The 14078-nt window shown below is 37.7% G+C and carries 12 protein-coding genes; 5 read left to right on the forward strand and 7 right to left on the reverse strand.

Annotated elements, in window-relative coordinates:
• Nucleotides 1-487: 487 nt before the first annotated feature.
• From H562_RS14590 to H562_RS15765, 6 genes are all read right to left on the reverse strand, one after another.
• Nucleotides 488-1081, reverse strand: coding sequence for a retropepsin-like aspartic protease family protein (locus H562_RS14590; RefSeq protein ID WP_169463254.1), 594 nt, complete (start codon nucleotides 1079-1081; stop codon nucleotides 488-490).
• Nucleotides 1035-2747, reverse strand: coding sequence for a hypothetical protein (locus tag H562_RS0103435; RefSeq protein WP_027376220.1), 1713 nt, complete (start codon nucleotides 2745-2747; stop codon nucleotides 1035-1037). The genes H562_RS14590 and H562_RS0103435 overlap by 47 nt, the downstream gene beginning before the upstream one ends.
• Nucleotides 2737-3774: a hypothetical protein gene (locus H562_RS0103440; protein ID WP_027376221.1), complete on the reverse strand. Its 1038-nt coding sequence runs from the start codon at nucleotides 3772-3774 to the stop codon at nucleotides 2737-2739. Before H562_RS0103440 ends, H562_RS0103435 begins: the two co-directional genes overlap by 11 nt.
• Nucleotides 3775-3779: 5 nt before the next feature.
• Entirely contained in the window at nucleotides 3780-4811 is a 1032-nt protein-coding gene (locus H562_RS0103445) for a hypothetical protein (protein WP_027376222.1), read from the reverse strand.
• A gap of 480 nt (nucleotides 4812-5291) precedes the next feature.
• A complete protein-coding gene (locus H562_RS14595) occupies nucleotides 5292-7328 on the reverse strand; it encodes a BT4734/BF3469 family protein (protein ID WP_051190379.1) in 2037 nt (678 codons plus the stop codon).
• 138 nt (nucleotides 7329-7466) lie between these two features.
• On the reverse strand, nucleotides 7467-7745 hold the full coding sequence (locus tag H562_RS15765; RefSeq protein WP_084466320.1) for a helix-turn-helix domain-containing protein: 279 nt from the start codon (nucleotides 7743-7745) through the stop codon (nucleotides 7467-7469).
• Between the two features lie 276 nt (nucleotides 7746-8021).
• On the opposite strand from H562_RS15765, the gene H562_RS0103460 reads away from it, so the two are divergent.
• The 4 genes from H562_RS0103460 (at nucleotide 8022) to H562_RS0103480 (ending at nucleotide 12212) form a co-directional block, all read left to right on the forward strand.
• The gene (locus H562_RS0103460; RefSeq protein WP_027376224.1) at nucleotides 8022-8390 is read left to right on the forward strand and encodes a VOC family protein; all 369 of its coding nucleotides are present in this window, start codon (nucleotides 8022-8024) and stop codon (nucleotides 8388-8390) included.
• 420 nt (nucleotides 8391-8810) lie between these two features.
• Nucleotides 8811-9656 carry an urea transporter gene (locus tag H562_RS0103465; RefSeq protein WP_027376225.1) on the forward strand — a complete coding sequence of 282 codons (846 nt, stop codon included), beginning with the start codon at nucleotides 8811-8813 and terminating at the stop codon, nucleotides 9654-9656.
• 257 nt (nucleotides 9657-9913) lie between these two features.
• Nucleotides 9914-10645 carry a class I SAM-dependent methyltransferase gene (locus tag H562_RS0103470; RefSeq protein ID WP_233701970.1) on the forward strand — a complete coding sequence of 244 codons (732 nt, stop codon included), beginning with the start codon at nucleotides 9914-9916 and terminating at the stop codon, nucleotides 10643-10645.
• Between the two features lie 499 nt (nucleotides 10646-11144).
• Entirely contained in the window at nucleotides 11145-12212 is a 1068-nt protein-coding gene (locus H562_RS0103480; protein ID WP_027376227.1) for a Gfo/Idh/MocA family oxidoreductase, read from the forward strand.
• A 13-nt stretch (nucleotides 12213-12225) separates the two neighbouring features.
• Here H562_RS0103480 and H562_RS0103485 read toward each other — a convergent pair whose 3' ends face one another.
• A complete protein-coding gene (locus H562_RS0103485) occupies nucleotides 12226-12672 on the reverse strand; it encodes a KTSC domain-containing protein (RefSeq protein WP_027376228.1) in 447 nt (148 codons plus the stop codon).
• 438 nt (nucleotides 12673-13110) lie between these two features.
• Between H562_RS0103485 and H562_RS0103490 the strand changes: the two genes are divergently transcribed.
• On the forward strand, nucleotides 13111-13995 hold the full coding sequence (locus H562_RS0103490) for a Rieske 2Fe-2S domain-containing protein (RefSeq protein WP_051190380.1): 885 nt from the start codon (nucleotides 13111-13113) through the stop codon (nucleotides 13993-13995).
• Nucleotides 13996-14078: the final 83 nt, after the last annotated feature.

Raw genomic sequence — 14078 nt, forward strand, 5'->3', positions numbered from 1 at the left:
CTACCATCATTTCATAATTCATCATAGCTCATATCTCAGGAAATATTTAATATAAAGCCCTATAAAACCTTCCGAAACCCTCTATATGTTTACATTAGCGTCATGTTAAAGAAAAATTTCAGCAATATTTCTTTAACGATGATAAGTGCTTTTTTTTCCCTTTCTAACAAATGTAACAGTTTTCTAATAACATAAATCTGTCACTTTTTGTTATGTAACTTTTCCAAATTCCTGTTTTCTTTTGGGAGCATCAATATGTGCAAAAGAAATATTTAGATGAAACTCATCATAAAGATCATGGGTGGAATCGCCATCTCCTATACGTACTGTATTTAATTTTACTGTTACATTTACCACGTAAACAGTTTTTTCATTGTATCCAACTTATCTTGGATAAGGTAAAGTATATATTTTATTTCAATAGCGAAATTTGCTAAAGTAATTTATTTAAAATGATTCGTTAAAGAAAAAAAATCTTATAAAAGTATTACCGCAATATTAACCTGTCATTCTTATTATCAATCTCAATACTTCCAAACTGTTCCAATGCAGATTGACCTAAGAGCAAGGGAGACTGAATGTTATCGGAAACACTTGCTTTAATATTTCGCAAAATTTTGTTACCCATTTTCACTTCTTTTAAATTAATGACAGTACCTTCAGAGATGCCACCGGTTGCATCCTGGTATTTTTCTACTCCAATAATATCGCTTTCCTCTAAAGTTCCCTGCTTAACCAAAATCACCGCTTCTGCAGGAGATATAAATATTGAACTTGCCCCCGTATCAAAAATAAACTTAAGCGGAATTCCATTTACCTCAATCCAAACATAGGTAACTCCGTCTTTCCTGTCCATTGGTAATGCGTTTTCTTCTTCATTTGCTTCCAGTACAGTTGGAATTTTTGGAGGTTTGTAAAGAACAGAATCGCTGGCAGCAAGTTGAATGTCTTCGGGAGAAATAACAGAAAGACTTTTCTCTATCACCGGATTACTGTTTTTATTTGACAACGAATCAGCATCAGGATGTTTGCAGCTACTTAAGATTATTAAGAGTACTAGGTTTATCAGTTGTCTTTTCATTAATTGATGGATGTTGAATTCTATCTGAAGTATGTCCTTCATCTATTTCAGTAGTATTTGGTAAAGAAGATGAAGAGGATGTCAGCTTCTTTTTCTCATTATACGTTGGTATCTGAAGATTATCAGTTCTGATCATTTTTTTATCCACGTCAAAATGATTTGGATTTTGTTGTATAAGAAGATCAGCATATTCCTTTTCCTTTCCGAAATATGGCTTACCTATATCAGAAGGGTTGGCTTTGAAAATTCTATAAACTACCGAATCAATAGGAATTGGAAGTTTTTCATTTGGAAACTGTTTTTCAACAGTTTTCTTCGTGTCATCAAAACTTAAAACTCCTGAAGGCTCTGGAATCAGTGTAATAATTGCTGTTGAGTCATTCCAAGAAGACATTTCATTTGGTGCAGACGTATAATCTAAGGAATTTGCTGACTGATACGCACTTTTATTACTAAATAAAAAATACCAAGTCGCAAAACCTGCTAAACCTAAGATGGCAACAACGCTAAATATTACTAATACTTCTTTGGACGTAAAACCTTTTAAATTTTCTTTTCGTTTATATTTAGCATCATTGTCATCCTTCCAAGTATCCGAAAATGTATGCCTAGAAGTTTCTGCTATGATCCTTCTTGGTTCAGGAAATGAATCCAATCTGGTGGGCTCTGAGAAAGTTCTTCTTTCTCTTTCAAAGGCTGCATAGGTTTCTCCAATTTCCTTTTCAATTCGTAATCTTTCGGACTGCTTTAATTGTTTTCCATCCAGTTTTTCAGAAAGCTGCTTCAAGTGCATAACCTGATTATCAAAAGAAGATGAATATACTTTTACTTTATTTTCATCGTCGATAATTTTCTGAGCATTTTTCTCATGTATTTCTTTATTCTTCTCAAGAATTTCCTGGAAATTTTTGACAAATACACCTTTATCTAAATTAACGCTTTCAATGTCCTTATAGAGTTTTTCTAAAACAGCCCTCTGCTTCTTAATTTTTAGATCTTCATTAGAATTTATTTTTTCAGATAGCTCTTTTATTTTTTCACTTTCTGTTACAAGCTCATAAAGTCCCTTTTTTTGTACATAGTTAGCGACATTTACATCATCAGTGAAATAAATGGTATCATATGCACTCAGTAAATCTAAAGAATTAGCAATAATTGTCTGAATTTTTTTTAATAAAGTATAAACAACAAGATTTTTTCCTTTCTGCAAAAAATCAATGTCTGATATAGAATCTACATTTGTAAAAAGTTTTGTAGTATCAACATTCTTAATCTTAAATTCGTTGGCATGCTTGACTATTATTACACCATCTTGTAAATTCGCTTTATTCGAAATAAGATTTTTATGAAGATTATCTAAAACAGATAGAGAGGAATTAAAGTCCGCAATGCCATTTGCAAAAATAATTGAAGCTCCCACAAATGTTCCTCCCCGCGACGAACCCTGCTCAGAGGCATAAGAATATTTAATAAGTGAAATTACTGGAGCTGAACCCATCAGTTCTTTCCTAATAGCATAGAGCTCTTTTGTCGATTCAAAAAGTTGGATTGCAGTTGGATTAAGGTCATATTTTTTCACCCCAGTGATGCTGCCCGCAATTGATTGTGTAAAACCATTTGGATTCCCAAAAGTTCCAAATATACTTACCGATATATTATCTGCCATTAATATTCTGTTTTAATCCTAAAGACCACCGTAACTGTTCCAACATACTGCCTTCATAATCTAACCGTACTCCGGATATACTTTTATATAACCACTTAGAGAGTATTTCTGCAGAATCAAGATTCAGTGAGCTAATTTTATCTTTACCGCTATTATCATCTAATTGACCTATCGTATAGTAAGTTTTTGCAAGGCCGTTAGTTTCTAAAAACTGGTAAGTCATTGGGAGTCTTTCCTTTATAAAGTAATCTAGTTCTTCAGACGAAGGTTGTTGACTACCAGATTTATCCCATTTGGAAACTACCAAAACCAAATTAATATTTTGTAAATTTTTTCCTTCATGCTCCAATAAATATAAAAATTCGTTTAGCAAAGTGTCTTCTCTATGTGCAGCATCATATCCAGTTACCAGAATAAACGTGACAGGAATATCTGCTTTTAGGTATTGTGCTATACTACCATGATAGTTGCCGCCTCTTCTAATTTCATTATGATTTTCGCCTGATGCTTCCAGGAAAGTTAAATTTATTGGATTCACTTTTTTTGACTTATTGTTTGGTTCAAAAACCAAATCCATGCGAGTCACCTGGTCCCTGACCGTACGTTCGGGCAGAATACCCTTACGAATATTTTCAAAAAAATCTGATAATAGTACCATTGCTTCGCGACTGTTTGGTGTTCCAGTCTGCGGACGAATTACACCAAATTTAGTACGTAACGCATAAAGCATTGAGGAAAGAATAACTGACTTTCCTGATTGCCCAGTGCCAAAAAAAAATACATAGTTACTATTCTTATTCTTTATATCTACTACCTTTGTGCCACCTTGAATTGGAACAAAATCATCGCCCGACGTGGATTCGACTTTACTTGAACTAAAGCTGGACAGTGGTTGTAGTTCTTCGCTTTCATCATTCTTAAAAGACAATGGTTTTAACTCATCTGTAGAATGGTCATCGAAAGACAGAGGTTTAAGATGATCGTTGTAATTGTCGTTAAAAGACAATGGTTTTAAATCTTCACTCATATTACTTAGTCTAATAAGGTTTTACTTCTTCGTTGCGGGCCGAAAATGCCTTCACTACTCCTGCTGGTCTTCGAACCACCACCTTGTTCAGTTACCAAAAGAACAATAATCATGATGCCAAAATCCAATAAAATACATCCCATCAACACTACAAACTGGTACATTCCGAAATTATCTATTGCATGTCGAAAAGCATATCCAATTTTACCTACATCCTGAGCGGTAGATTTTGTGGGTTCAAAATCATATTTGGTCGAACCTAAAGTAGTTTCTGCCCTGTTACCCAACTTATTGTAGTCCAATACAATTTCATCAATCATTCCAACTGCTGTAGTATTAATAATATCTGGCGACTGAGCGATCAGCTGTTGCGTTTTTTTATTCCATTTCAGTACTGCAGCATCCAAATCAGTTTTTAGTTTTTTCTCATCAGGATTTAATACCTCCAACATATCTACAATTTGTTGCCCCATTCTTTCTGCAAGATCTCTATACCCTGAAGGAGTCTGACTGACAGGTGTTAGCGGAGTAATAGATTTACCAAGTCTTTTTTCTATTCTACTGATGATAGTCCGTGCTTCGGGGCCAATACCTAAGTTTGCAGGATCCTGTATCTGAATCATTAACTGATTGGTATCTCCCAATATTTCCTGTCTGGTCTTTGCGTCAACACTATAAGTTAACCTGCTATCAACATCTGCCTGCAGAGAGTTCATTTGATCATTAACTTTCTTAAGTTCCGTTGAATAGATTTCTGTTTTCATAAACCTAGTATACAAGGCATTGAAATTTGCGATAAAACAAAAGGATGCAATAAAGAGGTACATCAGAATGAGTCCTGTAGTATTTCTGCCTTCGATTTTAGCCTGTCTCAGCATCCAAATCAAAAAAAGGAGAAGCAAGGATAATACTAGGGCGATTATAAATGAAGCTCCTCCAAATATTTGGCTGAGACCGAGCCAAGTCTGCCAAAAACTGACACCAATTAACATTAGGGCAAGAATTGCCAAGAATAAATCTGTAGCTTTAATTTTCATATAAGATGTTTTTGATAATTATTTTATGTTATTTTTTTATTTACATACGCTACATTTTCCCCCCTTGTTGCAATGTTTGCAATAATTACATGTTTTACATGCTTTGCAATTGCTATGACCATAACAAGTTGCTGCTTCCTCCACAATTAATGACCGGTTTTTAGCCCCGACTTCGTTATAATTAGTAAGACTAGTCAATAGTATTAATCCTAAACTAAATTTTATGATTCTTTTCATAATTGTTAAATTATCTGCTTAATTACGTTCAGTTTTGTATGCTAGTGGGACAATAATTGTTTCAAGTTACCCACAGTTAATTTAATAATTCTTAATGAAACGTTAAAATTAATAAAATTTTCTAAGCAAACTCTAAAATGTATTTAATTTCATATTAAAAATGTAACGCTTGAGACAGTAAATCGCCGCCGGCAAAAATTACAAAGGCAATTCGTTAGATATCTTGCATTTAATAATACCATATTAAACCTTCAAACCGAACCTACCCAACTTCTGCAATGAGTCGTAAGCTTTTAAGAGGGACTGTTGGTTTACTTTTTTCGAGGGACTGATTAGTGCTGCATAAACAGTTTTAACGTTATTAAATTCTTTATAATCAAATATATTTTTTGTGTTCTGGAAAGCTTCAATCCGTTTCCAGTTTTCAATAAGGAATGGTTTTACCCTGTCATGAAGACCTTTAAAATCCACTGCTTCCTGATTTTCGAGTTTTGAATTATTTAAAGCTTCTTCAACAACTGAAGGTTTGTCTGCAATCAGTCTGAAAACGCGCCTTGCTGATCTGAAGTGTCCACTATTCAGGGGCTTATTGTGTTTCATTTGTGCTACAATGGAAATTAATCCGGTTGCATCAACCCTAAACTTTGAGAAAAGTTCTTCATGGGATGAATGGATATTTCGCAGTCCGTCAAAGAATTTAACGCCCAGTTTGCTGATTTCGCTCATTATGATCAGATCATCGGTGCCATCATTCTCATCTGCTTCCTTTTCATTTTCCCGATCAAGAGACTCCTGCATTGAAATCAGATAATCATCCAGGGCCGTATCATTCAAGCTGTATTTTTCGGTTTTCAGTTTTTCCCAAGAGGTTATTTTTTTTGCATATTCGGAAATCAGGGAACCACCTGCAGCAGCAACTAAATGGTCGTGAACGAAGACGAGCAGCTTTAAAGCAAGTTCTTCGATGTGGTCTTTTTCGCCCGTATATTCAGCCAAATTTTCGAAATAATCTTTAAAAGGATCGTAGGTTTCACAGAAATCTGAATGCAGCAGGTTCCGGAGGGAATTGATGCTGCAGCGGACTTTTGCTTTCTGTATTTCCCGCAGAATTGAGTTTTCTTTAAAGTCGGTGATGTACTTCCAGACCTTTCCGTTTAGTCTGCGGTATTCGAGTTTTCCCAGGACTTCATTGTAGCGGAACTTGTATCTGTTGTTTAAAAAGTTTTCGAGTTTATCAATTTGGGCGGGTTCTTCCTCGTCCGCTTCAACAACGCTCAGCGCAAGGGTGTCTGTCGCGGATGACTTACCTGAATTTTTCTTTATGCTCACAGATTTCACGGATGTCACAGATTTATTTTGTGGATTGAAATTGTCCGTTGCGAACTCGGAGATATTATTATATGCACTTTTTACTGCTGTCATGACTTCCTGTGTGTTGTAGTCGTAATCGACTAAAATATAGCCCAATGCAAGGGATTCGGGAACTCCTTTTCTGTTGAGATTGTTAGACAGTTGGAATACGAAATTGTTTCGGTTACCGTCCACAAATGATTCTTTTTTTTCTGTGAAGCTCACGCAGTGAGCGTACAAAACATCGTAATCCGCTTGCAGATTACTTTGATGTTTTGAGATTCCTTGGCCGGTTTTACCTGCTTCGCAGGAGGTTCCGTCGCGGCGCTCGGAATGACATACAGAATCCGCATTTTGACCTGAACTTTCATTTAAGGATTGCTTCGCTGCGCTCGCAAAGACAGTAGCGTTTTCGTTCAGAAACATTTCAGGATCATAGGAAAAGAAGCAAAGTCTCGTTATGTCTTTTCCAGATTTGTCGATTTCAACGGATAAGAGTTTTTCAAAATACTCCTGCAATTTGAGGAAGCTTTCTTTGTGGTTCTCCTTTTTGCATTCAACTTTAACGAATATTTTCAATCCGTTTCCAGATGGGCTTGTGAAATATGCGAAAGCATATTGATTATTTTGTAGAACAGATCTGCACTCCGATAATTTTCCAGGTGTTATTTTATCAATATCTAATACTATTAATGCGTTGTAGTTGGTCAGGAATTCCATTTTTCTACCGCCCTTGAATGTTGCTGATGGAGTGAATGCCGGAAGGGCTTTTTTGGCCCTTTCTGCAGCTTCTTTTTTGTCATCTGCCTGTGATTTTCGGAGGTAAGTGATGGCGTTGCGGTAGGTTCCGGTTTTGATATCTTCCAGGATTTTTAAGATGTCTTTGTTTTCGACTACTTCATTGAAGTTTTTGAATATGGTGGATTTCATTTGGGGAGATTTTAGATTATGAATTTTAGATTTTAGATTGAGATTCTTCGTTTCGCTCAGAATGACAATTGAGAGGTTAGAAAAAAGCCCAAAGCGGATGCATGGGCTTTCTTCAATTGATAAGATTGCTGCTGAGATTTATTTCTTTGCAAATGCAGCGTTGCGGTAGTTTTGGATGAAGTTTTCTACATCAGACAATTTGTAGTAGATTTTGTTGCCAACCTGAGAAAAGGTGATTTTTCCTTCATCGCGCCAGGTTTGGGCTGTCCGCAGGGAAACGTCGAGCATTTCCATGAACTGCTTGTTGTTGAGATAAGTTTCGGTACGAGGTGCGCGTGCCGCATTAATTTTGGCGGAAATTTCTTCAATTTTAGAAACTAACTCGTTGAACTGGTCTTTGGATAATTGAAAGCGGATTTCCGGTCTTTATAGTATATTTATTGTTGTATTTCAACCTTCTATAGCAGCAGGAAAAAATTTACAGCTCAACTTACTTATAAATATACACGGAGATTTTCGTACTTTTACTTTCGGCAAAACAGCGCAGAATAGCCACGGATCGGTTTATCGATAATTTACAACACTACAACGATAAAAGTAATGATGAAAAAAATACCTGCAGCCCTGGCGCTTACAGCCACTTTCTGCCTTGGTTTTGCATTTAAATCATACTCGACAAAAAGAGATAATACAATGAAAAAAGTTATAGGCATAGGCGGGATTTTCTTTAAATCCAAAGACCCAAAGGCCGCTACAGAATGGTATCACAAGCATCTTGGGCTTAAAACAAATCCTTACGGCGCCACATTTGAATGGTTCGAAAGTCCCGACAGCAATGCAATAGCAGAAACTCAATGGACACCCTTCTCCGCTGATTCCAAATATTTCGACAAAGAATTCATGATCAATTACCGCGTTGAAAAGTTGGACGAACTTGTGGACGAGCTGCAGAAAGAAGGTGTCACCATTGTAGATGAAATTGAAGTAACCGAATACGGAAAATTTGTGCATATCTTAGACGGTGATGGTAATAAAGTGCAGCTCTGGGAACCAACTGAATGAGCCGCCAACTGAAGGAAAATTTCCGATAAAAATCCTATGCGTATTTTTTTTGCGTATTAAAAAACCCGATAATCTAAAATCAGTAAAAACATTGTGAGCGGCGAAAGTGATTTCTGTTTGCATTAAAGACAGAACCTGAAGTATATTAAACCTTGGGAATCATTTAGTTGAAAACCATAGTTTTTGTTATGTTGATAATTTATTAATGACTTTCACCATCGCAAAGCGAGTTTTTGCAATCGTCACATCAGAAAACAATTAGTTCTTAATGCCATATTTCCGAGATTTTTGTAGAAATTAGATCGGTTACAAATAAAAATGGGCTTTGAAATTAAAAGTCTAAAATCATCGCGCTCAGCCTTTTTATTTAAAAGACTGCTTATCTTTGGCCGTAATTCAAACTTATGTTGATTTTTATTAATGAAAATTATTGAATCTCTACTTCGCGGTGTTGGGCAGGTCATGTTTCAAAATAATATATGGTCCGGACTTTTATTTCTGGTCGGAATCTGTTACAACTCCTGGCAATTTGGGCTTGCCGCTTTTTTGGGAACCTTGGTCAGCACTATTGCGGCGATAGTTTTCCGTTATTCCAAAGAGGATATTTCGCAGGGAATTTATGGTTTCAATGGAACCTTGGCGGGACTCGCTGTGGTCTGTTTTTTCGGAGTTTCCTTTATTTCGGTTTTGTCCCTGCTGGTGGCCGCAGTTTTATCAACTGTTTCAATGCATTATTTGAAAAGGATTCTGCCGCCGCTCACCGCTCCATTTGTTCTGGTCACCTGGTTTTGCATTCTGTTACTGGTTTTTATTGTAGAATATCCCTTGCTGAGTTCAGGATCGCCTGTTGTTCCGCAGTTTCATTTACAATCAGCTTTTGGCAAGAGTTTCGGACAGGTAATGTTTCAGGAAAATACCGTCACGGGAATTATTTTCATGCTTGCCATTTTCATCAATAGTAAACTAAACGCCGCTTATGCAGTTTACGCAGCCGTACTCGGAACTTTGACGGGCTGGCTGCTTCAGGAACCGCTGACTTCACTTAATGCGGGACTTCTGGGGTACAATGCTATACTATGTGCCATCGCGCTCTCCGGGAAAAAATGGGCAGACTTTTGGTGGATTACTGCCGCGATTATACTTTCTACACTGTTAAATTCTGTCCTGGCTAAGACGGGGATTATCACTCTAACCGCACCTTTTGTCATTGCCACGTGGTTGATTCTTTTTTTGAAAAAAAGAAAATACTTTTTGCTAAAAGCCTGAATCAACGATACCACGATCACTCTTTAAAATAAAATTTTCCTTAAAAAAGCCGAATGAATTCTAAAATAGTTTTAATTCGAGGGAGTAAATAATACTGTATTAAGCGCTACCACGGCAAAATATAATTTTTTTTGCGCGACAATTAAACTTATCTTTGATCATCAATCGAATCGATCACTAATATGAAAAAAGGGGAAATTTCAAACCTACTGCGCGGATTTGGCTTAATATATTTTACGGACTGGGTAAGATATTATATGGAAAAATTTAAAAACCGTAAAGTCAACAGCGACTTTAAAAGAAACCATCCTAACGTTAAATTACCTCCTGATTATCTTATATACGAATCTTTCCAGTTAAATTATCAAAAATATTACACCGGCGGAACCGATACCGCCAGATGGCTGACAGATCATATCAAAAAACACCTCGACCTGAAGGATAAGCGGATTCTGGATTGGGGTTGTGGACCCGGCCGCATCATCCGACATTTACCCGACATCGCGGGGAACGGTTGCGAATATTTTGGCACCGACTATAATAAGGATACCATCGACTGGTGTTCTAAAAATTTAAAAGGTATTCAGTTCAATAACAATTCTTTGAAGGCTGCGTTGCCCTATGAAGACAATTTTATGGATGTCATCTATGGAATTTCCATTTTCACCCATCTTTCCGAACAGCTGCATTATGACTGGTATGGCGAATTATACCGCGTGCTGAAACCCGGCGGAATTATGTTTCTTACCACACAGGGCGATAATTTTATGCTAAAACTGACCGACACTGAATTAAAATCTTATCGAAATAACGAATTGGTTGTTCGCGGAAAAGTAAAGGAGGGACACCGCACCTACTCTGCATTCCATCCAAAAACTTTTATGCAGAAATTATTTAATAATGCGGAAATTCTAGAGCATATTGAAACAAAACCGGAAAACGGAAAAGGGTTCCCTCAGGACATTTGGATCATAAAAAAACGTTTTTGAACAGATAGAAGAATACCTGACTGTCCGCACCTTTTTTTCGGTGCGCGCATCTTTTTAAAATATACGTAATTCTACGTATTTCGCAATTCAGAAAGTTCGCGCAATTTTACGGCATCAAAACACAAGAGATGAAACACTTTTACGTTCTGCTTCTTGTAGTTGGTTGCGGTGCACAAAAGAAAGATCACCAGAGGTCCTTCGATACGGAAGGACTTCTGAGCTGGTCAAACAGCTGTTCCCGGCAATCCCTCACCCACTTCACAAAAATCTTTGTATAACCTTGATCCGCTCCGTTTCCTGTGGAATCCAGGAATTGCGTCAAAATTTTGATGATGTTTGGCAAACAATATTTGCAGATACAGGTGCAAAAGCTCATTTGGATTATAGAGATGTCATTTCTGATTTGCTTGAAACTTACTACTACTTCTTCCCCGCGTTTTGCTGCAACCTAATTAATTGTTGAAAATATTTTATCAATATATTTGTTGAAACTAATGTTATGCAATTGATAAAAGTAGGTATGTGTGCCTTTGGGATGAGTGGTAAAGTTTTTCATGCGCCTTTCTTGAAAGAGCATCCGGGATTTTTTCTCGCAGCAGTCGTAGAAAGATCAAAGAACGATTCACAGCAAAAATATCCTGACGCTACCATTTACCGGTCTGTAGAAGAAATGCTGCAACACGCAGATATTGATCTCGTCATCGTAAATACGCCTGTTCAGACTCATTTTGATTATGTAAAGAAAGCGCTGGAATCAGGCAAAAATGTAATCGTAGAAAAACCTTTTACTGTAACTTCAGCCGAAGCGCAAAAACTCGTGCAACTGGCCAAAGAAAAAAATCTGTCCCTGAGCGTATACCAAAACCGCCGTTTCGACCGTGATTTCCTTCAGGTTCAGCAGGTTTTGGCAAGTGGAAAGTTGGGAACTTTAAAGGAAGTAGAAATCCGGTTTGATAGGTTTCGTCCCGAACCCGGAACCAAAGAGCATAAAGAAAATCCGAATCTTCCGGGTGCAGGTGCGCTGCATGACCTGGGCTCGCATCTGATTGATCAGGCAACCCAACTTTTCGGATTTCCCGAAAAAGTTTTTGCAGATGTGTTTTCCATGAAAGGTAACGCGTTTGCCAATGACTATTTTGAGCTTATACTTTTTTACAGAAACGATCTTCGCGTGCGCCTGAAATCATCGGTTTTTACTAAAGAAGCACATTACGCTTACATACTGCATGGTGAAAAAGGCAGTTTTTTGCAGGAACGGACGGACTCCCAGGAAGACGAACTTGTTGCAGGTGCCATTCCAACATTTCATAAAAACTGGACTAAACCCTTAACTGAACCTGACGCTGTTTTAAACTTTCTGAATGAAAACAGCGACACTGAAAGGATTTTAAAACAAAGCGAGCCAGGAAATTACATGGATTATTACGTTCAAATCTACGAACATCTTATTTTCGGCGGTTCACTACCCTCGCCTGCTTCCGAAATTGTAGGAAATATGAGAATTATAGAAACCGCAATGAAAAGTTCTCAGGAAGAAAAAACGGTGACATTGCTGCGGGAACAGTAGCACCTGAAACTAACTACTCCACGACTGCTTCACCCGACTTTCTGTAAGTGAAATTGCCGTAAATATGGCGGCGCGCGAAACGGCTCGGCGAATCCGCATTGACCATTTTTATATAAGTATTCCTCGGAACACCGATATATTCGTACATTTTTCCGTTGAAGTGCTGCACTTTCAGGATCGATTTTTCCAGATAAAAATCCTGGATTATCGAATTGGATATCGTCTCAGCATATTCTTCCTTATATTTTTCCTGCGTCTCCGGATTGATGCTGACAAGAAAATGATAGGCTTCGATCACCGATTTGCTTTTTTCCTCGGCACCGAGTCTGCCGGCTTCGTCATTGATAAATTTATCCGGATGCGCCTCTTTCATTGTGTTCCTGTAAATTGTTTTTAACTCTTTTAAAGTTACAGATTTATCAACACCCAGAAGTTTTCTGTGTTCACCAAGTTTTTTCATCTATTATATTTTCTTTTTTTAAAGAACCCCGATACTTAAAAGCCAGTACCAACCATGTCTTTATTTCGGGCTGCAAAAATACTTAAATAAATCGTAATCACCCACTTAAAATTCATTCTATTTTTTGAAACTAAAAAAGATGGAAAATTATCCTGTGAAATAATTTTTTTCTGTGAGAAAATTCTGCCGGATGCCAGCTGCAGAAAACTTATTAAAATTCAGGGTGGTGCTTTTGCATTTTCTTTTGAGGAAATATCATCTTTAATACTAAATAGGTATGTTTTATGCTACCATTTAAAAAATGATAACAGATTTGTAGCAGACACAATTCCAGTTTTTCATTTTTCTATGATCTGCCCGAAAATCACATGCTCATTCGAACTGCTTTTTACTAAAGTTTCGTTAAAGCATTAAATCATTAATCATAAAAATAAAGTTATGAGTCAAAACAGAGCTATTGAATTAGTTGAGAACCAGGAATGGTTAGGAAAAGCCGGTGCCGCACTGCAGCCCGTAATCATCGGGGCTTTTGAAGAAGGTGGAGAAATGGGGCAAAAACTCAAGAATATACTGCACGGCACGTGGCTCGGTCACCCGCTTCATCCCGTGATTACCGATATTCCGGTTGGAGCGTGGAGCGTAGCGGCGGCTTTAGATAGTATTGAACTGGCCGGGAACAGTAAATATAAAAAAGGTGCTGATGCCGCGGTAGTAATTGGGATTGCCGGCGCAGTAGGTGCAGCGGTCACAGGCTTAACGGACTGGACAGGAACCAACGGAAAAAAAAGAAAAATCGGACTACTACACGGTGTTTTAAACCTTACCGGAACCGCTCTGTACGCGACGTCACTGGTTCTGCGTAATAAGAAGAAAACCAGAAATACCGGTCTGGCGTTGTCTATGGCGGGATATGGAATTGTTTCCCTCGCGGCTTATCTTGGCGGACATCTGGTTTTTGGAGAGCAGATCGGTGTGGATCATACAGCAACATCGGAGGAATATCCAAAAAAATTCGTTCCTGTGTTGGCCGAAAGTGAATTACCGGAAAATTCAATGAAAGCGGTAAAAGCCGCAGACATCCAGGTTTTGCTAGCCAGAAAAAACGGGGCGCTTTTCGCGATTGCCAACACGTGTTCACATCTCGGTGGGCCTTTAGACGAAGGTGAACTGCGCGACGATCTAACAGTGAAATGTCCGTGGCACGGTTCGGTGTTCTCTTTAAAAGACGGAACAGTGGTCAACGGCCCGGCAACCGAGCAGCAACCGCAGTTCGAAGTGCGCACTCAAAACGGACAAATTGAAGTCAGTCTGAAATCGCGCTAAAAAGCCATTCAAGATAATTAATTACACTTTTGCTTAAGCAAAAAAAATCCCGACTTTTCAGCCGGGATTGGTTTTTATAATTG

The organism is Kaistella palustris DSM 21579, assembly GCF_000422265.1.
GTDB lineage: Bacteria > Bacteroidota > Bacteroidia > Flavobacteriales > Weeksellaceae > Kaistella > Kaistella palustris.